The organism is Dehalobacter sp. 12DCB1, assembly GCF_004343605.1.
GTDB lineage: Bacteria > Bacillota > Desulfitobacteriia > Desulfitobacteriales > Syntrophobotulaceae > Dehalobacter.
Genome location: NZ_POSF01000021.1, coordinates 17903 through 37595, shown reverse-complemented (window position 1 = coordinate 37595; position 19693 = coordinate 17903). Strand labels below are relative to the sequence as shown.

At 44.5% G+C, this 19693-nt stretch carries 21 protein-coding genes and 2 other annotated features; of the genes, 18 read left to right on the top strand and 3 right to left on the bottom strand.

What is annotated here, in order from left to right; genetic code table 11:
- Positions 1 to 2 precede the first annotated feature (2 nt).
- A complete protein-coding gene (gene speE, locus C1I38_RS13815; RefSeq protein WP_020492869.1) occupies positions 3 to 857 on the top strand; it encodes a polyamine aminopropyltransferase in 855 nt (284 codons plus the stop codon).
- Positions 858 to 1396: 539 nt separating this feature from the next.
- Here the strand turns inward: speE and C1I38_RS13810 are convergent.
- Complete coding sequence (locus C1I38_RS13810) at positions 1397 to 1897, bottom strand: demethoxyubiquinone hydroxylase family protein (protein WP_119776922.1); 501 nt, start codon at positions 1895 to 1897, stop codon at positions 1397 to 1399.
- 567 nt (positions 1898 to 2464) lie between these two features.
- On the opposite strand from C1I38_RS13810, the gene C1I38_RS13805 reads away from it, so the two are divergent.
- Positions 2465 to 3406 (top strand): sensor domain-containing diguanylate cyclase, encoded by a 942-nt coding sequence (locus C1I38_RS13805; RefSeq protein ID WP_243109319.1) that lies wholly within the window; start codon positions 2465 to 2467, stop codon positions 3404 to 3406.
- Positions 3393 to 4025 carry a cyclase family protein gene (locus C1I38_RS13800; RefSeq protein WP_119776924.1) on the top strand — a complete coding sequence of 211 codons (633 nt, stop codon included), beginning with the start codon at positions 3393 to 3395 and terminating at the stop codon, positions 4023 to 4025. The genes C1I38_RS13805 and C1I38_RS13800 overlap by 14 nt, the downstream gene beginning before the upstream one ends.
- Before the next feature lie 8 nt (positions 4026 to 4033).
- Here C1I38_RS13800 and C1I38_RS13795 read toward each other — a convergent pair whose 3' ends face one another.
- Both C1I38_RS13795 and C1I38_RS13790 read right to left on the bottom strand, forming a co-directional pair.
- Positions 4034 to 4363 (bottom strand): metalloregulator ArsR/SmtB family transcription factor, encoded by a 330-nt coding sequence (locus tag C1I38_RS13795; protein WP_119776925.1) that lies wholly within the window; start codon positions 4361 to 4363, stop codon positions 4034 to 4036.
- A 116-nt stretch (positions 4364 to 4479) separates the two neighbouring features.
- Positions 4480 to 5565, bottom strand: a complete 1086-nt coding sequence (locus C1I38_RS13790; RefSeq protein WP_119776927.1) for a hypothetical protein — start codon at positions 5563 to 5565, stop codon at positions 4480 to 4482.
- A gap of 167 nt (positions 5566 to 5732) precedes the next feature.
- On the opposite strand from C1I38_RS13790, the gene C1I38_RS13785 reads away from it, so the two are divergent.
- The 15 genes from C1I38_RS13785 to tsf all read left to right on the top strand — a co-directional run bounded on the left by C1I38_RS13785 (position 5733) and on the right by tsf (position 19569).
- Positions 5733 to 6377 carry a hypothetical protein gene (locus C1I38_RS13785; RefSeq protein WP_119776928.1) on the top strand — a complete coding sequence of 215 codons (645 nt, stop codon included), beginning with the start codon at positions 5733 to 5735 and terminating at the stop codon, positions 6375 to 6377.
- Between the two features lie 118 nt (positions 6378 to 6495).
- Positions 6496 to 7329, top strand: a complete 834-nt coding sequence (locus C1I38_RS13780) for a putative sporulation protein YtxC (protein ID WP_119776930.1) — start codon at positions 6496 to 6498, stop codon at positions 7327 to 7329.
- Positions 7330 to 7379: 50 nt separating this feature from the next.
- Positions 7380 to 7622, top strand: a binding site (T-box leader).
- An 81-nt stretch (positions 7623 to 7703) separates the two neighbouring features.
- Positions 7704 to 9629, top strand: coding sequence for a threonine--tRNA ligase (gene thrS / locus C1I38_RS13775; RefSeq protein ID WP_119776931.1), 1926 nt, complete (start codon positions 7704 to 7706; stop codon positions 9627 to 9629).
- A gap of 96 nt (positions 9630 to 9725) precedes the next feature.
- On the top strand, positions 9726 to 10628 hold the full coding sequence (locus C1I38_RS13770) for an HD domain-containing protein (protein ID WP_051073272.1): 903 nt from the start codon (positions 9726 to 9728) through the stop codon (positions 10626 to 10628).
- A 4-nt stretch (positions 10629 to 10632) separates the two neighbouring features.
- Positions 10633 to 11691, top strand: a complete 1059-nt coding sequence (locus C1I38_RS13765; protein ID WP_119776933.1) for a BMP family ABC transporter substrate-binding protein — start codon at positions 10633 to 10635, stop codon at positions 11689 to 11691.
- A 36-nt stretch (positions 11692 to 11727) separates the two neighbouring features.
- Positions 11728 to 11857 (top strand) — a sequence feature (ribosomal protein L20 leader region).
- A gap of 43 nt (positions 11858 to 11900) precedes the next feature.
- Positions 11901 to 12422: a translation initiation factor IF-3 gene (gene infC, locus C1I38_RS13760; RefSeq protein WP_119776935.1), complete on the top strand. Its 522-nt coding sequence runs from the start codon at positions 11901 to 11903 to the stop codon at positions 12420 to 12422.
- Positions 12423 to 12444: 22 nt separating this feature from the next.
- Positions 12445 to 12645: a 50S ribosomal protein L35 gene (gene rpmI / locus C1I38_RS13755; protein WP_119776936.1), complete on the top strand. Its 201-nt coding sequence runs from the start codon at positions 12445 to 12447 to the stop codon at positions 12643 to 12645.
- A 28-nt stretch (positions 12646 to 12673) separates the two neighbouring features.
- Positions 12674 to 13060, top strand: a complete 387-nt coding sequence (gene rplT, locus C1I38_RS13750) for a 50S ribosomal protein L20 (protein ID WP_119776937.1) — start codon at positions 12674 to 12676, stop codon at positions 13058 to 13060.
- 613 nt (positions 13061 to 13673) lie between these two features.
- Positions 13674 to 14564: a tyrosine recombinase XerC gene (xerC, locus tag C1I38_RS13745; protein WP_119774256.1), complete on the top strand. Its 891-nt coding sequence runs from the start codon at positions 13674 to 13676 to the stop codon at positions 14562 to 14564.
- Between the two features lie 102 nt (positions 14565 to 14666).
- Positions 14667 to 15209, top strand: coding sequence for an ATP-dependent protease subunit HslV (gene hslV / locus C1I38_RS13740; protein ID WP_119774255.1), 543 nt, complete (start codon positions 14667 to 14669; stop codon positions 15207 to 15209).
- Complete coding sequence (gene hslU / locus C1I38_RS13735) at positions 15209 to 16591, top strand: ATP-dependent protease ATPase subunit HslU (RefSeq protein WP_119774254.1); 1383 nt, start codon at positions 15209 to 15211, stop codon at positions 16589 to 16591. Before hslV ends, hslU begins: the two co-directional genes overlap by 1 nt.
- A gap of 67 nt (positions 16592 to 16658) precedes the next feature.
- Positions 16659 to 17450, top strand: a complete 792-nt coding sequence (gene codY, locus C1I38_RS13730) for a GTP-sensing pleiotropic transcriptional regulator CodY (protein ID WP_119774253.1) — start codon at positions 16659 to 16661, stop codon at positions 17448 to 17450.
- An 18-nt stretch (positions 17451 to 17468) separates the two neighbouring features.
- On the top strand, positions 17469 to 17927 hold the full coding sequence (locus C1I38_RS13725) for a hypothetical protein (RefSeq protein WP_243103589.1): 459 nt from the start codon (positions 17469 to 17471) through the stop codon (positions 17925 to 17927).
- 158 nt (positions 17928 to 18085) lie between these two features.
- Positions 18086 to 18823 carry a 30S ribosomal protein S2 gene (gene rpsB / locus C1I38_RS13720; RefSeq protein WP_020493132.1) on the top strand — a complete coding sequence of 246 codons (738 nt, stop codon included), beginning with the start codon at positions 18086 to 18088 and terminating at the stop codon, positions 18821 to 18823.
- A gap of 92 nt (positions 18824 to 18915) precedes the next feature.
- Entirely contained in the window at positions 18916 to 19569 is a 654-nt protein-coding gene (gene tsf / locus C1I38_RS13715) for a translation elongation factor Ts (protein ID WP_119774251.1), read from the top strand.
- Positions 19570 to 19693 lie beyond the last annotated feature (124 nt).

Here is a 19693-nt window from a genome sequence, read left to right as displayed (position 1 = left end):
ATATGGAATTATGGTATACGGAACAGCATACCCAAAATGTCCGTTTTACCATCAAGGTCGATGAACAGCTCTATAACGGACAGAGCGAATACCAACGAATTGACGTCTTTAAGTCCAAAGAGTTCGGCACGTTCTTAACGCTGGACGGGCTGATGATGGTTACAGAAAAAGACGAATTTATTTATCATGATATGATTGTGCATGTCCCTATGGCAACGAATCCAGGGATTAAGAACGTCATGGTGATTGGCGCCGGAGATGGCGGCACTGTCAGAGAGCTTACCCGCTATGACGGGATTGAAAACATCGATATGGTGGAAATTGACAAGATGGTGGTCGACGTGTGCCGGGAATATCTGCCTCAGACAGCCAGCAAGCTAGATGACCCCAGGGTGCATCTTTATTTTGAGGACGGACTTAGATTTGTCCGTTCCAGGGAGAACACCTATGACCTTGTGATTGTTGATTCTACCGATCCATTCGGGCCGGGGGAAGGGCTCTTTACCAGAGAGTTTTATGGCAACTGCTTTAAAGCGTTAAAAGAAGACGGCATTCTGGTCAATCAGCATGAAAGCCCTTACTATGATGAGTATGCGCAGGCCATGCAAAGGGCCCATAAACGCATTCGGGAATACTTCCCGATTTGTAAAGTATACCAGGCTCATATTCCGACCTATCCTTCAGGCCACTGGTTATTTGGTTTTGCTTCCAAAAAATATGACCCTGTAATGGATGTCAAAGAAGAAACCTGGAATCAACTCGGGATCAAAACAAGGTATTATAATACGGATATCCACAAAGGAAGCTTTGCGCTTCCGACTTATGTGAAGGACCTCTTGACAGATACCGTGGAGTAAAAGCAGAATGCCATCTGTACGATACACTGGAGTAATGACATATCGCATAAAAAATCGCTCTGGGGCCTCAAAAGACTTCAGGGCGATTATTATTTCATAGTCATTATGCTATAAAGATTGATACTAATATTTTTGGGCCTGTCTGCGTGCCACAATATCCGCGTGCCATGGATGGCACAATCCGAAGAAAAGGCCGCGCTTCGCCATCCAGGCTCCGCTCGTCGCGGAACTGTGGCACGCAGACTGATCATAGGGTTATTCAAGCAGGTCTGTATGCCAGAATGCAGCTCGTTATTTGTGTAGTAACTTTAAGAACTTTTACTAGACAGCGATTCCAAGACAAGGTTAACTTCAAAAAAACCTTTCATAAACTCCAGATTAGGTCTCCGTAATGGATGGCCAGCGTCAAGCGGAGCATGGATTGCGTAGCGCGGCTCTTTGTGCCAGGGAGGGCACAAGAGCCGAAAACGGCCATCCATTACGGAGACTAGCCCGAGCAAAACTATCATTGTTCTTAACGGGATATAGAAATCGGTCTGCTAGGCATTTAAATGCTTCTGTAAAGTTTCAATATGGTGATACTCATCGCTTAAATTCTTTTGGATCACGGCGAGTGTTTCGGGCTCCCATTTCGCTGAATTGATGATTTTCTGATAGTCGGTCACGGCTTTTTGTTCTGTCCAGATCCCGGCATTCAGCATGGATTTTTCTCCCCGCAGGCGGCTGAAAAGACCAATGAACATTCCGACAAGCCAGAATAACCACCGTAAAGGGCTTGGGCTCCAGCCATATTCATAAAGTTTGATCTGATAATCCTGGACATGGGTCATCTCATTGGCCATAGCCTGAATGATCAGTCTGTTTAGATCGTTTGGAGCGCCGGCGATCTGGAATTTATAAATATTGACGGCCATGATCTCAAAAGTATGCAGTTTTCTCAGACCCCTGCGGACCATTGTGAGCTGGGCAGGGTCAATATTATCTGCCCGGAAGAAAATTTCCTGGGGTTCGATTGCTCCTCGGATCATGTAATTAGCCATTGATTAATCTTCCTCCTTTACTTATCAATGATAGATCAATTATATCGGTTGGAAAAGTAAGGTACAAGAACTAACCATCCTTTAAAATTTTCTGGTTTTAATTAATAAGCATTTAAGTTATGATGTAAATGGAATAGTATAAAAGTCCCGGATAAATAGACCATTAGTCCTATTAGTCCGAATGGTTTGCAGGATCGAGCCAGATCGGTTATTAAATGTTTTGTATTTTTAACACAATCACGACAAATTTTACCTAAAATATTCCAGAAACGATCAAAAAAAAATAAAGGATATTAAATTATTTTCAAGAATTAATCAATTAAAGATTTCCACAAAAAATAAAAAATGGGAAAATAAGGAATCATGAACGCGATCAATCGGTATAAGGATAATTGGAGACGAAAACTTTTTCTGTTTAATGCCTGTATAATCGGAGCTTTTGTTATTGTCTATTTGTTTATTGGGGATAATGATAAGCTGTTTTTTTGTCTGCCAATCATTATTATTTTGTTTATACTCTCCTTTACCTTAAATGTAGGGATGCATAGGGAGATTCATAAAAAACGAATGATAGAAAATACCCTGAAGCAAAGTGAAGCGTTGTACCGTGGGGTAATAAATAATGCGGCCGCAGGAATTGCTTTGCTGAACCACGATGGACATTATCATTACGCAAATGCGACCCTGTGCCGGATGATTGGTTTCTCACAGGAAGAGTTAATAAGGTTAACCATTTTTGATTCGATCGTGCCAGAGGATCGGCAGGAGAGCATCATACATTGCAGGGAAGTATGGGAAGGCAAAGAGGCGTGGAAGAAATGTGAGAAACAATTCCAATGCAAAGATGGACAATCTTTATGGGCGGAAATCAATTTATCCACAGTTCGCGACAGCGGGGACAATGTCATTCATCTAATCATGATTGTTCTGGATATAACGGTCAGGAAAAAATTAGAAAAGGAATTGCTTCACCAGGCGACCACAGACTTCCTGACGGGCATTGACAACAGGCTTGCTTTTATGCAAAAAGCGCAGGAAGAATTTTCGCGCTCGGAGAGATACAAGCGGGATTTTACGATGCTTTTGATTGACATTGATAAATTTAAAAGTGTGAACGATCAGTATGGTCACCTGGTCGGTGATCGGGTGCTAAAAGAGGTCGTCAAGGCTTTTAAGCTGGTTTTGCGTGAGATGGATATCCTAGCCCGGATCGGGGGAGAGGAATTTGCAGTGATTCCAGTAGAATCCGACCTTATGATCGCCCAAACTGTGGCAGAGAGAATTCAGCAGAAAGTCCTTGATGTCGTCATAGAAATGGAAAATACCAAGAAGATCCAGGTTTCTGTCAGCATCGGAATTGCTGAAAAGAAAGAACTGGACCTGAGTGTTGATGATATCTTTAAAAGAGCGGATGATGCACTTTATGAGGCTAAAAACACAGGCCGGAACAGAATTGTCGTAGGAAGCGAATTAGTTGAAGATATGGGAGTTTGTAATGGTAATCCATGATATAACGATCCCGCTTTTTCCGGGAATGGTTTCTTATCCCGGGGATCCGCCGTTTCAATCAGAACCTGTGTATTCCATAGACAAGGACGGATATGGTCTTTCGATGCTTTCGATGGGCTCCCATTGTGGAACCCATCTTGATGCGCCGTCTCATTGCCTGACAGGAGGAGAATCTGTTGACAGGATTCCTCTGGAGTTGCTTATCGGAGCGGCCAGGGTAATCGAAGTGGCGGCTGCGGGGAGTATCCTGCCTGACCATCTGATCCCCAAAGGAATCCGCGAAGGGGAAAGGATCTTGTTTAAAACCCGGAACTCAGACCTTTTAAAGGACAATGCGTTTCAACCGGAGTATACTTATCTTTCTTCCGAAGCCGCTGAATACCTTGCAGCCAAAAAAGTACAATTGGTTGGGATCGATTACTTGTCCATTGATGATTCTACGAGCAGCGCTTATTCAAGTCATACCATTCTGCTTTCCGGAAACAGTGCAGTATTAGAAGGACTAGACTTATCGGAAGTCAATGAGGGAGATTACTTTCTCGTTGCACTGCCTCTAAAAATAAGAGACTGCGACGGCAGTCCCGTAAGAGCGGTTTTAATTGAAGGAATGAATCTATAACCAATCAATCAGGGGGAAAGATGTTCGAGTCCCTGGGTCAGTATCCGATAAACATGATCGTCACTCAAAGAATAAACACTTGTTTTGCCGGCCCGGCGCACCTTCACTAATTTGTATTGACGGAGAATCCTCAATTGATGGGAGACGGCAGATTGGCTCATACCTAAAATTTCTGCCAGTTCATTTACATAGAGCTCATGATCCAATAATGCAAAAAGGATACGTATTCTGGAGAAATCCGCAAATACTTTATAGAAGTCAGCCAGTTCCAGGGATAATTCTATACCTGGAATATGTTTTTGGGGCTGTTCTGGGGCAGGGGCATGAAATACCGACATTTTAACGGCCTCCTAAAGAAAAAGTGTAATCAGGACTGTACATATGCGCATATATGCATATGTACGTATTTATAATACTAAGTATTGTTGGGGGCTGTCAATACGAACCCCAAAAGTCATTTAAATTTTCCAGGTTTGAATAAACTGCTGAAGCTATCCCTGAACTGCGCAAACAACAGCCCTCCGAGGAAGATCAACCCAGCAACTCCGATCAAAGGATATATGGCAGAGACTGCCGCGGAAAAACCGTACCGGGCAGCGATAATTGCACCGATGGAAGCAAGGGTAGCACCAAGAATCCTCTGCTTGTTGTCGTAGGCAATCCTGGCTGTAAAGCCGTAGAGAATGCTTACGGCAGTCGTATAGATTTCCAAAAGCAAAATGAGTCCATAAGCATAGCCTACCAGTGGATTCAGTCTGGTAGCGAGAAATACCATGGGAACCTGAAAAGGAAGAATTTCCGGAGACCCGCAGATGATTGCCAGATTGATTGCCAGAATCCCGGCACCCAACCCAAGACCACCCAGCAGGCCACCCCAAACAAGACTCTTTTCATTCCGGCCTTCCACACCTAAGGGAGACAGGATAGCTACAGAAAGTACAATATTATAAGAAACATAGAGTATGGCTGCCGTGGACCAATGAGATGCTGTCGGAGATTCTAACGATCCAAGCAGTGCAATTTTGGATGGTGTGATTGGATCGAGGACAATCGAGATTATGGCAACACTGAAGACGGCAAGGAGCAGAAAAGGTACAACAAAACCAATGGCTCGTATAACGTTTCTGACCCCGGAAATGACGGTGAGAAACGAAAGCAGAATAACGGTAATACTGCCTAGAAGCGGGGAAAAGCCAAGCTGCTCTTCAACGACAGCTCCGGATCCTGCCGCCATGACGATCAGGACACCCAAGAAGCTCAAGGTAATAAACCAATCCATCAAAATTCCAAGAGGCTTCCCAAATGTGAATCTGACCAGTTCCAGGTGCGAATCGGCATTTTGTTCTCTGGATATCCGCATGATGAGAATCCCAAAATAACAAAATAGGATCGTACATACGGCGATACCGGCAAAACCTTTTGTTCCAAATACAGTAAAGAATTGGAGAACCTCCTGTCCGGTTGCAAACCCTGCTCCGACGATTGTTCCGATGAAGGCGGCTGCAATTGAAACTATGGAAAACTGTTTTGTATTTTTCATACTTCACCTGCTTTCCCTCTGAACCTAGGGTCCTAGGAACAATATCCTTAAAGATTATTATGTTAAATTTCTCTGGAAATGAACTTCAACGCATGCAGAATAGGTAATAATGGTGTAGAATAATATAGGCACAAGGGAATGAGTTTGAATGCTTATGGGGGGTAAAAATGTCACCGGAAAAGAAAAAACGATATGCTGTTATCATCATTGCTGTTTTCTGCCTGATTATAGTCACAGGGATAGGAAATTTCCGAGCTAAACAGCTCGCAGTAGATTTGGCAGGCCAGCGGGTCAGCAATACACTTGCTCTGGCCGAGGCTGGTTTTGATAACGAAAAACTTCAGGAGCTTATTCAAACGCAGAATCAGCAGAATACTTATTACGGAGAACTTCGGACGAAGCTGATGCAGTTAAAGACAGAACACCAGCTCGGGAATATTTACATGTTGTACAAGGATGAGCAGAATAAGGCCTGGTTTTACGTTGTTGATGCGAGGGCCGAGGATGACCCGGCACATTTGTCTTTGGGACAATTGGAGAACAACGCCTCGTCCGCAGTAGAGAACACGCTGAAAGGCAAAGTTGTCCAGGGAGAATATCACACGACTTCACTGGGGACGTTCGTATCGAGCTACCAGGAAATAAAGGATGCCGGCGGAAAGACGTATGCTGTTCTGGCAGGGGATATCGATGTTAAGAATGTGACAGAATTCCTGTACCTAACCAGATATGTACAATTGGGGATCATGGCGGTTAGTTTGCTGCTGATTGGCCTTATCGTTTATTTAAGCGGCAGAAAAAATATCAATTAAAGAAACAATGTAATCCTAACCAATATAAGAATATATAAGAATAGATAAGAATAAGAAAATTCCTTACCGGAAATATTAGGAAGGATGATGCATATATTTCCAGGGGGGGATTTTTCTTTTGAATGATTATTATTTAGAAGTTGGAACTTCTGATTATAAAGAGGAGCTTTCTCAAGCAGTATATGATTTGTACCATAAAGACGGACTGCCGATTGAAATATCTGAATTCTGCCGTGAAGCAAACTATCTGGTGAGCTTCACATATGCCAATTTGAAGGGAAAAAATGTCCAGAATGAGCTTACTGTTAAAATCGTTCAGTACTATATTGCCCATGCGCTGGGAAGCGTTGTTCTCCAAGGATGGGAAGAACGTTATATCAGAAAAAAATTAAAAAATGACTACAACATGTTCGGGAGCGAAATTGACGAGGCTTACCCAAAGGTTGCCAGATATCTGAATGACCAAGCAGAGACCGGTTCTCTCCGGCTCAGAAACAGAATTCTGGTAAAGTCCATTCTGGAATTTTTGAATGACCATCAAAGAATTGATCTGGAAGGATTTATGAATTTCAGATCGGGTCAATATAAGAGAGAATTAAAGAAACAGATTGAGCGTGCTGTGAATGCTTATGCCCTTCAGCGGGAGCATGAAAGCTTTGTACGACTCCTGAAAAGATTTTTTGAATCCCAGCGGGAAAACAAAAATACGATGCATATGGTCATTAATCACAAAGATGAAGTGGCATTTTACGATGACAAGCATTCCGTTCTAATAAATTACGGTGCTGAAAGCGAAGATCACCCCATCGGTGTTTTGCTGAAACGCTCTCCGAATCGCCTGATTGTTCATGTTGCAGCAGAAAAACAGTCCGGAATTGCCCGGATCGTTCAGGAAGTTTTTGGTGATAAGATGACCTATTGCCGGGGATGCAGCCTGTGTAAAGAGAACTAATTGACAACATACTTTAAGTGGTATAATCTAAGACTATAGAAAGGAATAATGAAGGCACGATGAAGAGGACAGTATCCTAATCGTTCGCATTTAGAGAGAAATGCCTTAGGCTGTGAGCATTTTTGCGATATTTGGGAAAAGACCGCCTCCGAGTTCCTCGCCGAACATGATTTGCGTAGGCTGGACGTTTATCCGCGTTAAGGATTCCAAGGAAAATCAGCTGCCGGTGTAGTAGGCGGTCGTATTTTTGAATTTGGGTGGAACCACGGGTTTCTATCGCTCTCGTCCCATAAGAAGGACGGGAGCTTTTTAGTATTAATACCAAAGAAGTTTAAATGGATAAATCATGAATAAAAACAAGGAGTGATAGGATCATGTTAAATGTAACCTTAAAGGATGGTTCGGTCCGTCAAGTGGAACAGGGTTCAACTGTTCTGGAATTGGCTGCTGCTATTTCTCAGGGTCTGGCCAGGGCTGCGGTTGCAGGTAAGGTGGGCGGGGAGGTCAAAGACCTCTCGTTTCCGATAGAGAATGACGCTAACGTAGAAATACTTACGCTTGACAGTGAAGAGGGACTGGAAGTAATGCGCCATTCAGCTTCTCACCTTTTGGCTCAGGCTGTGAAGAATCTTTTCCCGGGAACCATTCTGGGTATCGGTCCTGCCATTGCGAATGGGTTTTACTACGACTTTGACTCTGAATACACTTTCACACCTGAGGATTTAGCCAAGATTGAAGAGGAGATGCGAAAACTGGCCAAGAACGATTATCAGTTTGAACGTCGTGAGGTTAGCCGTGAAGAAGCGATTGACTATTTCCAAAATAAAGGGGAAAAATATAAAGTAGAATTGATCAACGATCTCCCCGAAGATGCCAGAATATCCATGTACACGCAGGGGGATTTTACAGACCTCTGTGCCGGACCGCATGTTCCCGGAACAAAGGTATTGAAGGCCTTCAAATTGCAGAGCCTGGCTGGTGCATACTGGCGCGGCAGTGAGAAAAACAAAATGCTTCAGAGAATTTACGGTTTAGCTTTTGCCAAAACCTCTGATCTTGATGATTATTTATTTAAGCTTGAAGAAGCCAAAAGGCGTGACCACCGGAAGCTTGGGATGGAGCTTGACCTTTTCAGTCTGCACGATGAAGGTCCTGGCTTTCCGTTCTTTCATCCGAAAGGTATGGTTTTAAGGAATACGCTGGAAGATTTCTGGCGCAGAGAGCACCAAAAAAGAGGCTATGTCGAGATCAGAACGCCTATCATTTTGAATACAGCTCTCTGGCAGCAGTCCGGGCACTGGGATCATTATAAGGAAAACATGTATTTTACGAAAATAGACAATGAGGACTATGCCGTTAAACCGATGAACTGTCCCGGCGGTATGATTATGTACAAGACGAAACTACGCAGCTACCGGGATCTGCCGATCCGCTGTGGAGAACTTGGTCTGGTGCACAGGCATGAACTATCGGGTGCTCTGCATGGCTTGTTGAGAGTAAGAAACTTTACGCAGGATGATGCCCATATTTTTATGCTGCCGTCCCAGATCAAAGATGAGATCATTGGCGTCATTAATTTAGTTGATTATTTTTATAAAATATTTGGTTTTACGTACCATGTGGAGCTTTCCACCCGTCCGGAGGATTCCATGGGTTCGGACCAGGATTGGGAGATGGCAACGAATGCGTTGCAAGAGGCTTTAGAGGCCAAAGGAATGGATTATAAAATTAATCCCGGTGATGGAGCCTTCTACGGACCGAAAATTGATTTTCACCTGAAGGATTGTCTCGACAGAACCTGGCAGTGCGGAACCATCCAGTTGGATTTCCAGATGCCGGAGCGGTTCGACCTGACCTACATTGGGGAAGACGGGGATAAGCACCGTCCTGTTATGATCCACAGGGTTGTTTATGGAAGTATCGAGCGTTTTATTGCACTTCTGACCGAGCAGTACGCCGGTGCTTTCCCTGTCTGGCTTTCGCCTGAGCAGGTGCGCATTCTGCCGATCAGTGACAAGCACAGCGCCTATGCTGAAAAAGTTAAAGGACGGCTTATGAACCGGGATATCCGCGCCTCGCTTGATGAACGCCGGGAGAAAATCAACTATAAGATCAGGGAAGTACAGACCGATAAAATACCTTTTGCTTTGGTCGTCGGCGATAAAGAGGCTGAAGAGGGTACGGTATCCGTCCGCCGTTATGGAGAGCAGAAGACCAGCGTCATGGAATTGGAAGATTTTATTTGCTTGATTCTGGACGAAATAAATACCAAAAAAATTCCTGCAGGGAATCAGACCTAAATCGGATTGACCGGCGGAAAACAATACAAATTCCGGAGAGTGGTGGGTAACTTGACTGAGAAAAAGAATTGGAATGAGTTAAAGCCAGGAGAGTCTTTGGTCGCATTTTTTCTGATTCGCAGGGTTGAAACGAAGACTACGGCTGGCGGAAACCGGTATCTTGATATCGTCTTAGGTGACGCCGGCGGGGAAATAACCGCAAGGATGTGGGACTGCAAGCAGGAAGATGAAGCACTGTATCAGAGCAATATGCTTGTAAAAATCAAAGGCAGTATGGCGGAATGGCAAGGCAAGAAACAAGTTAAGATCGATAAAATCCGTGCAGCTGTAGCGGATGATCAGGTTGACATTCAAGCGTTTATACCTGTGGCACCGTATAGTCCGGAAGCAATGTATGCTGAGCTTCTGCAATACCTTGGCAGGATGGAGAATGTCAAAATAAGAGAAACAGTCCAGCTTCTCCTGACAGAAGCCGGAGAGAAACTGCTGATTCATCCGGCTGCTGTGCAGAATCATCATGCCTTAAGGTCGGGACTGCTGTATCATACGCTGACAATGCTTAAAGCTGGAGAAAAACTAGCGGATGTCTATACTTTCCTGGATAAAGATCTTCTTTATGCCGGGATCATGCTGCACGATGTTGCCAAGCTTGATGAAATTGATGCCAATGCCCTGGGGATTGCTACGGAATATACAGTTGAGGGGCAGCTGCTAGGCCATATTGTTCAAGGAATCAAGAAAATTGAAAAGGCTGCAGACAAGGCGGGTCTCGATGAAGAGACCAGTCTCCTTCTTCAGCATATGCTGCTTTCGCATCATTATGAGCCGGAATATGGCAGTCCCAAGAGACCCATGTTTCCGGAGGCAGAAATCCTTCATTATCTGGATATCATTGACGCCAGGATGTTTGATATGCAAAAAGCCCTCAATGAAACCGAGCCCGGGAATTTTTCCGATAAACTTTGGACACTGAACAACAGAAGGCTATACAAGAGGTGAAAAAATGTCAAAAAGAAATGCAGTAAAAATATGGGGAAAGATGCTTTGTTTGCTTGTTATAGCCTTACTGTTGCTGACTGGCTGCGGGATTCTGGGCGGAGGCGGCCAGGACACGCCATCGGATAACTCGGGAAACTACGCGATCAAGGTCGGACTGATAACCGGCCAGGACGGAATCGAGGATATTTATTCTGAAAAAGCCTGGGAAGGACTGCAAAAGGCACAACAGGAACTAAACGCTAGGATCGGCTATGTTAAGATCAAAAATGATAAAGACTATCCGTCGGGACTTGCCGAACTTAAATCCCAGGACTGTCAGGTCATATTTACCATAGGTTCTGCTGCTGTTCCAGCAGTTTTGAAAGCGGCAGAAAAGAACCCTAAAATCACCTATGTCTGTCTGGACAGCACGATCAAGGAAACCATACCTGACAATGTTCTGGCCGTGTCTTATAGAGTAGAGGAAGCTGCTTTTCTGGCAGGGTATCTGGCGGCAAAAAGGACGGAAACAAATGTCGTTGGTTTTATCTCAGGGGACAATAAAGAAGAAGCACAGCCTTACTTTTATGGTTTTAAGAGCGGAGTACGGTTCGTCAATCCCAACTGTGAGCTTTTGAAAGGAAATGCCGCCACTTTCACCAATAAGGTCAGGGTCGAAGAAATGGCGGAGGCCATGGTCAACTCTGATGCCGATGTTATTTTTCATGACGCAGGTCTGGCAGGAAAAGCAATGATCGAAGTTATGGAGGAAAAAGGCAAGTATGCCATAGGCGCTGACATCGATCAAAATAGTCTGGCACCTGAAACTGTCCTTACTTCAGTCATCAAAGAAAACGGCGAGGTCGCTTACAGCATCATCAAACAAATTGAAGAGAATACCTTGGCGTCCGGTAAAAATGTATCGTATGGCTTAGCAGAGAATGCCGTCGGTTTGGCAGAGACAACTGAATCTATGGTTTCGGAAGAAACCTATACCAAAATAAATGAATATAAGCAAAAAATGATTGACGGAAAGATCACGGTTCCGGCTAACGAAAATGCTACATTTAAAATCACATATTAGATGATTGACATTGAACGCTGGACTATGTATAATATTTATGCCAAGTAGAAGCCATCCGCTTCTCACCTCATGGCAGAATGCTGATGAGGTCCTAGTGAGTTTTCCAGCAGGATTATGCTCATTTTGTATGATGAAGACGGGTGGAATACCGTCTTTATTTTTTTATACTCTTTGGCTCGTTGTAAGCAAAAAAATGGAGGTGATTCGCTATTAACAAAGATTTACGGATTAATGAAGAAATCCGGGCTCGGGAAGTTCGATTAGTAGGTGAAGATGGAGAACAACTCGGGATCATTCCTATTAAAGATGCCTTGAGCGTCGCTGCTGAAAAAGCGCTTGATTTAGTGGAGATTGCTCCTGCTGCCAAACCACCGGTTTGTAAGGTGATGGATTATGGGAAATATAAATATGAGCAGGCGAAGCGTGATAAAGAAGCCCGTAAGAAGCAGAAGGTTGTTGAAATTAAAGAAGTCAAGCTCCGCCCGAATATTGAAGACCATGATTTTATGACCAAGGCTCGCAATGCCCAACGCTTTTTAGGCGATGGCGATAAAGTTAAAGTTACCATCATGTTTCGAGGACGGGAGATAACACACCCAGACCATGGTAAGGTATTGTGTTTACGAATGGCTGAATTTCTTCGTCAAGAAGCTCTTGTCGAGCGTGAACCCAAAGTCGAAGGCCGCAATATGGTTATGATTTTAGCTCCTGCCGCACACAAACACGATTAAAATGAAAAGGGGGTTATCATAAATGCCTAAAATGAAAACACATCGTGGAGCTGCCAAACGTATTAAGAAAACTGCTACCGGCAAAATTGTTTGTTATCATGCATATAAAAGCCATATCTTGGAGAAAAAGTCGCCAAAGCGTAAACGGAATCTTCGCAAGGCAGCGGTTATGCATAGTACCGATGCGAAGCGTATTGCTCGTTTGATCGCTTATGTTAAATAAGAATATCACTTAAAGGAGGTCTTTAAAAATGGCCCGTGTCAAAAGAGGCGTCAGAGCACATGAACGCCATAAAAAAATATTAAAATTAGCCAGAGGATATAGAGGACGTAAGAGCAAACTTTTCAGAATGGCCAAACAGCAAGTCGTCAAATCGATGGCGTATGCTTTTGTTCACCGCAAACAGAGAAGACGTGACTTTCGTAAATTGTGGATTACCAGGATTAATGCAGCTGCCCGGATGAATAACATCACGTATAATCGCTTGATGTACGGTCTGAAGCTGGCTAATGTCAATATTAACCGCAAAATGCTGGCCGATTTGGCCATCAATGATGCTGCGGCTTTTACCAAGCTTGTAGAAGTTGCCCAAAGCAAACTTGAAGATACCAATACAAAAGCTCAGGCAAATGCTTAAGTCAAGAATACCTACGAATCTTTGGAGTTCGGTCTTTTTAGGACCGGACTCTTGCTCTATGTGCGTCAAGGACGACGGCATAGAATGCGCCTAGTACATTGGTCTTTGAATAATTTGACAAATATAATTATTTGGGTCTGGTCTGCATGCCACATTCCGCTTCCGGCAGATTATGCCCTCCATGGCGAGTCGCTCTTTGCCATCCATGGCATCGCGACATTAGGCCATCCGTGGCCGTCAAACTGCCGCGCTCCGCATCCATGCTCCGCTTACGCTGGAACTGTGGCACACAGCCCCAGCTATGAAGGTTTAAATGTCTAGTTATTTAGAGAACGGTATACTAGAATAGGTTCTCAGAATAACGCTAACTCCAAAAAAGCTTATACTACTCCAGACAAGTCTCCGTAATGGATGTCCAGCGTCAAGCGGAGCATGGAGTGCGCAGCGCGGCTTTTTGACGGCCACGGATGGCCTAATGTCGCGATGCCACGGATGGCAAAGAGCGACTTGCCATGGATGGCACAACAGCCGAAAGCGGTCATCCATTACGGAGACTAACCCGAAATAGGCTTTATGAATCAGTCTAATACATAATGAATGGGTGGTGAAACAGGTGCTGGCAGATAAGGCCCTTGATTTGTTCTCCGCTTACCTCAAAACCAAAAATTCTTCCGAACTGACGCTTGCCGCTTATCAGAGTGATATCATTCAGTTTCTGGAGTTTTCTGCCCATGAATGTGGGATGGAAACCGAAAGTCTCGATGTTAACCAGATCGATAAATATATTGTCCGCAGTTACATTGGTCAGATGACGGAAAGGGAACTGAAAAGAAAAAGCATTGCCCGAAAAATCGCTGCAATGCGTTCTTTTTTTAAATTTCTCTGCCGTGAAGAAATTGTCAGCCAGAACCCTGTACAGAAAATTGCGACGCCCAAAGTCGGCAAAAATCTCCCGCGTTTTCTTTTCCAGGAGCATATGGAAAAGCTTCTGGAAGCTTCAAATCAGGATGAAAAGAACGGACTGCGCGACCAGGTGATTGTCGAACTGCTTTATGGTTCAGGACTTAGAGTAAGCGAGCTTGTCAGCTTGAATAAATCAGATGTGGATCTTGATGGCAGCCTGATCAGGGTGTTCGGGAAAGGGAAAAAGGAGCGGATCGTTCCTTTGACGGAACCGGCGGAAGAGGCAATCAAAAGATACCTACTGCAGCGGGATGATCAACAGGAAGCGCTGATTTTAAACTACAAAGATATGCGGCTAAGTTCGCGCTCAGTGCGCCGGATCCTGGACAAACTGGAGAAAACCGCTAAGCTTAACCAGCATGTTCATCCCCATATGCTCCGTCATACATTTGCAACGCACCTGCTGGAGGGCGGCGCGGATTTAAGAAGTGTTCAGGAGCTGCTGGGGCATAAAAAATTGTCTTCAACCCAGATTTACACGCACCTGTCCAGGGAAAAACTTCGGAGCGTCTACCTGAAAGCTCATCCGAGAGCAAAATGAAGTAATATTTAGAATATTCATAAAAACTACTGCATTTTTGAAAATTACCCTTGACTCTTCAGCCAATAATAAGTACACTGCAAATTGAGGGGGAACATATCCATGTTTCATGCAACGACGATTATCGCAATTAAAAAAGGATCAAAGGTGGCTATTGCAGGTGACGGCCAGGTTACCATGGGACAAGCGACAGTGATGAAGCATACGGCCCGTAAGATTCGCCGTTTGTATCAAGGAAAAGTCCTGGCGGGATTTGCTGGTTCTGTGGCCGACGCTTTTACGCTTTTCGAAAAATTTGAAGGAAAGCTCGAGGAATATCACGGCAATTTGCAGAGAGCGTCTGTAGAGTTGGCCAAAGAATGGCGGACGGACAGGATGCTCAGAAACCTTGAAGCATTGCTGATCGTGGCCGATAAAAATACAATTCTGCTGATTTCCGGCTCAGGGGAAGTCATTGAGCCTGACGACGGCATTGCCGCCATTGGATCAGGCGGAAATTACGCGTTGGCTGCGGCACGCGCCCTGAATATACATACAGATCTTAACGCGGGAGAGCTTGTCAGGGAAGCCATGAAAGTGGCTGCCTCTATTTGTGTTTATACCAATGAAAATATTGTCGTGGAAGAACTGGAGGACGCGGACTAATGGAACAGCTTACACCAAAGGAAATCGTCGCCGAACTGGATAAATATATTGTTGGGCAAAAGCAGGCCAAAAGAGCCGTGGCCATTGCTCTGCGCAATAGGTACCGCCGCTCGCTTCTGCCTGCAGCCCTGCAGGAGGATGTTCTTCCGAAAAATATTTTAATGATTGGGCCTACAGGGGTAGGCAAGACAGAAATTGCCCGGCGCCTGGCGAAGCTCGTCAAGGCTCCGTTTACCAAAGTGGAAGCCACAAAGTTTACCGAAGTCGGCTATGTCGGCAGGGATGTTGAATCGATTATTCGGGATTTAACGGAAATCTCTTTGCGTATGGTCAAAAGCGAAAAAATGCAAGAAGTTGAAGCTCAGGCTGAGAAGAATGCAGAGAAACGGCTTCTGGCAATTCTTGTCCCGAGTAAAAAGAAAGAGTCATCCAATGTTAATCCGTTTCAGTATTTATTCAACCAGGATCATGAACCTGAAAAAGAAAGTCCTGTTCCTCCGGAAGTAGAAAAAGACAGGGAATTCCTCAAAGAAAAGCTTCAAAAAGGAGAGCTAGAGGAGCATACCCTTGAGATCGAAGTGGAAGAAAGCTCCCAATATACGGATATGCTTGGTGCTTCAGGCATGGAGCTTGGTGTCAACATTCAGGACATGATGGCCGGAATGTTTCCGAAGAAACGCAAAAAACGCAAAGTAACAGTCAAAGAAGCCCGCAGAATTCTGGCACAGGAAGAGGCCCAGAATCTGATTGACCAAGATGAGGCGGTGCAGGAAGCCATTCGCCGGACCGAGCAGGAAGGCATCGTTTTTATCGACGAAATTGATAAGATTGCCGGCAAGGAATCTTCAGGCGGTCCTGATGTTTCCCGCGGAGGGGTCCAGCGGGATATTCTGCCGCTGATTGAAGGATCCACCGTAATGACCAAGTACGGGCCTGTCCGGACGGATCATATTCTGTTTATTGCTGCAGGCGCTTTCCACGTAGCGAAACCTTCCGATTTGATACCGGAACTTCAGGGAAGACTGCCGATCCGTGTCGAGCTGGAATCGTTGAGTGTTGCAGATTTCAAACGGATTCTGATTGAACCCCAGGCTTCGCTGATTAAACAGTATGGCGCGCTGCTTTCTACAGAGGGCATCGACGTCATTTTCTCCGAGAATGCGATTGAAGAAATAGCCCAGATCGCTTACAATGTCAACGCTTACACGGAAAATATCGGGGCGAGGAGACTGCATACCATTGTCGAAAAAGTCTTGGAAGAGCTTTCGTTCGAAGCTTCAGAACTGCCAGAGGATTATTCCATCACGATTAACCGGGAGTATATCCAGAAACGGGTCGGCGATGTTGCGAAGAATCAGGACCTGTCAAAATATATTCTTTAAATCGTATTTAAATTAAAACATAGTTTAAATTTAAAAATCCTGAATACCAAGAATAGGGGGGTAATCTGTGGAAATTGTATTAGAAAAGACCAGAAAAATTAGCGGACTTATTCAGCGTGCTGCCGGAAAACCTGTGGATTTTGACGAGATGGCCAAGGTACTGAGTCAGGAGATTGCTGCCAACTGTTATATTGTCGGTCGCAGGGGAAAAATCCTCGGTTACAGCTTCATGGATGATTTTCACTGCGGGGAAATGGAACAAATCGTCCTTCATTCGGAAAGATTTCCGGAAAGCTACAATGAGGGTCTGCTTAAAACAACAGAAACAAAAGCAAACACAACGCAAATTGCGAATGCCTGTGTATTCAGCAAACATCACGAGTGTGTTTTCGGCAATAAGATGACAACGGTTGTGCCTATCCTTGGAGGTGGCGATAGGGTTGGGACGCTCGTTCTGGCCAAGTTTGGCGAGCAGTTCCGGCCGGAAGATCTGATCCTTGCTGAATATGGCGCCACCGTGATCGGCATGGAAATCCTACGGGTCAAGGCTGAGTATGCTGAGGAAGAAGCACGCAAGAAAGCTGCTGTACAAATTGCGGTAGGAACACTGTCTTACTCGGAACTTGAGGCCGTTGAACATATTTTTGCTGAACTGGGCGGTGGCGAAGGGCTGCTGGTAGCAAGCAAAATTGCCGACAGGGTTGGCATTACCCGTTCGGTGATTGTCAATGCGCTACGCAAGTTTGAATCAGCCGGCGTGATTGAATCCAAGTCTCTCGGAATGAAAGGCACGTATATCAAGGTTCTGAATGACTATCTGCTGGACGAGCTGGATAAGTACATTAAACGGCATCGTTAAAAAGAAGGGTAAATGATTATGGATGCGCAAGAATATGGTTACCGCATGAAACCATTGGTAATTCCGGGAGTACTATATATCATCCTATATCCGCTGCTGATCGGAGGGATACTGTTTCTGTATACTTTGCCGGAGCTTTATTTGCTAATCCTTTCCGGAATTTATACTGTTTCGATTCTCTTGATCCTATTGATCTGGTTGACGGCGAAAACGAAACGGATTGTTATTGATAATCACGCGATCATCTTCCGGTCCTTATTCCGTAAAAAGACGTTTGAACCGAAAGATATTCGCAAGGCCGCATTCTTTTGGACCAAAAACAATGAAGAAATCGTAATGCTTAAAGCCGGGAATAATAAAGTGTATTACCTTACTGATCTTTATTTTCCTTATAATGAACTGCTTACAGATTTGGAGGAGTTTATCATTTCTCATAATATCCGATCCAATCTGGCAGCCCATTACGGGATTAATTAAAGTTGCATTCGGAAGTAGGGTATGATATTCTATTTGCAGTGTGATTTTTTGGAGTACACACGCAGTGGGACTTAGCGTACAAGTTCTTTGCGTAAGCAAAGGGTACCAGGGATGAACCTGCGGAGGAAAAAACAAATGAAGAGAGGAGGTGTAACACAATGGCTGTAATTTCTATGAAGCAACTTTTAGAAGCCGGTGTACACTTCGGGCACCAGACCCGCCGCTGGAATCCTAAAATGGCTCGTTACATTTTCACGGAGAGAAATGGTATCTATATCATTGACCTTCAGAAAACCGTCAAAAAAGTTGACGAGGCTTTCAATTTTATCCGGGATATCGCAGTAAACGGCGGAACTGTGCTGTTTGTAGGCACAAAGAAACAGGCTCAGGAATCTGTGAAAGAAGAAGCTGAACGTTGCGGCATGTATTTTGTTAACGAGCGTTGGCTCGGCGGAATGCTGACGAACTTCCAGACGATTCAAAAGAGAGTCCAAAGACTGCATCAACTCGAAAGAATGGAAGCAGAAGGCGTTTTTGAAGTTCTTCCTAAGAAGGAAGTCGCTGCGCTGCGTCATGAAATGGGTAAGCTGGAAAGATTCCTTGGCGGTATCAAAAACATGAAGAAGCTTCCTGATGTTTTATTCATCGTTGATCCGCGCAAAGAAAGAATTGCCGTTGCTGAGGCAAGAAGATTAAATATTCCGATCGTAGGAATTGTCGACACCAACTGTGATCCTGACGAGATCGATGTTGTGATTCCTGCCAATGATGACGCGATCCGGGCTGTAAAACTGCTCACCGCGAAAATGGCTGATGCCATCATCGAAGGGCAACAGGGAAGTCTTGACAATACCGAAGAAGCTGAAGAGAGCAATCAAACCGAAGACGAAGAATAGTTAAAAAAACAGGGTGAGATTGGGGTATGTTCTTCATGACTTACCCTGTTTTTATATGTGTCGTAAAGTATTCAATAAAGGAGGGTTACCGTATGGCTGAAGTTACTTCTTCTCAGGTGAAAGAACTCAGGGAAAGAACCGGAGCCGGAATGATGGACTGCAAAAAGGCATTAACCGAATGTAATGCCGATATGGACAAAGCGATAGATTTCCTAAGAGAAAAAGGTCTGGCTGCTGCTGCGAAAAAAGAAGGACGAATTGCTGCCGAAGGGACTGTAGAAGCCTACATTCATGGAGGTGGCAGAATTGGTGTTCTGCTCGAATTAAACTGCGAAACCGACTTTGTGTCCCGCGGAGATGAATTTAAGCAGCTGGCTAAGGATATTGCGATGCAGATCGCCGCAGCTAAACCGCTTTATGTCAATAAAGAAGATGTTCCGGCTGACGTTGTTGCCCATGAAAGAGAAATATTTAGGGCTCAGGCATTGAACGAAGGGAAACCGGAAAAAATTGTCGACAAGATGGTTGACGGCCGCATAGAGAAGTTCTATAAGGAAGTTTGTCTTGTAGAACAGCCTTTTATCAAGGACCCCGATATTTTAGTCAAAGACCTGGTCATGGCTAAGATTGCCAAAATCGGTGAGAAAATAGCTATTCGCAGATTTACCCGCTATGAGTTGGGTGAAGGAATTGAAAAGCGCCAGGATAATTTTGCCGATGAAGTCATGAAAGAAATAAATCGATAAGAGAACACTTCGGTGTTCTCTTTTTTAGGGGAACCAGAAAGGTTTATTGCTTTTTGCGTATAACACAGCGTATAAATGCTTTCTGTTACATCTACGTACAGCGACAAGAGGATTTTTATCTTTG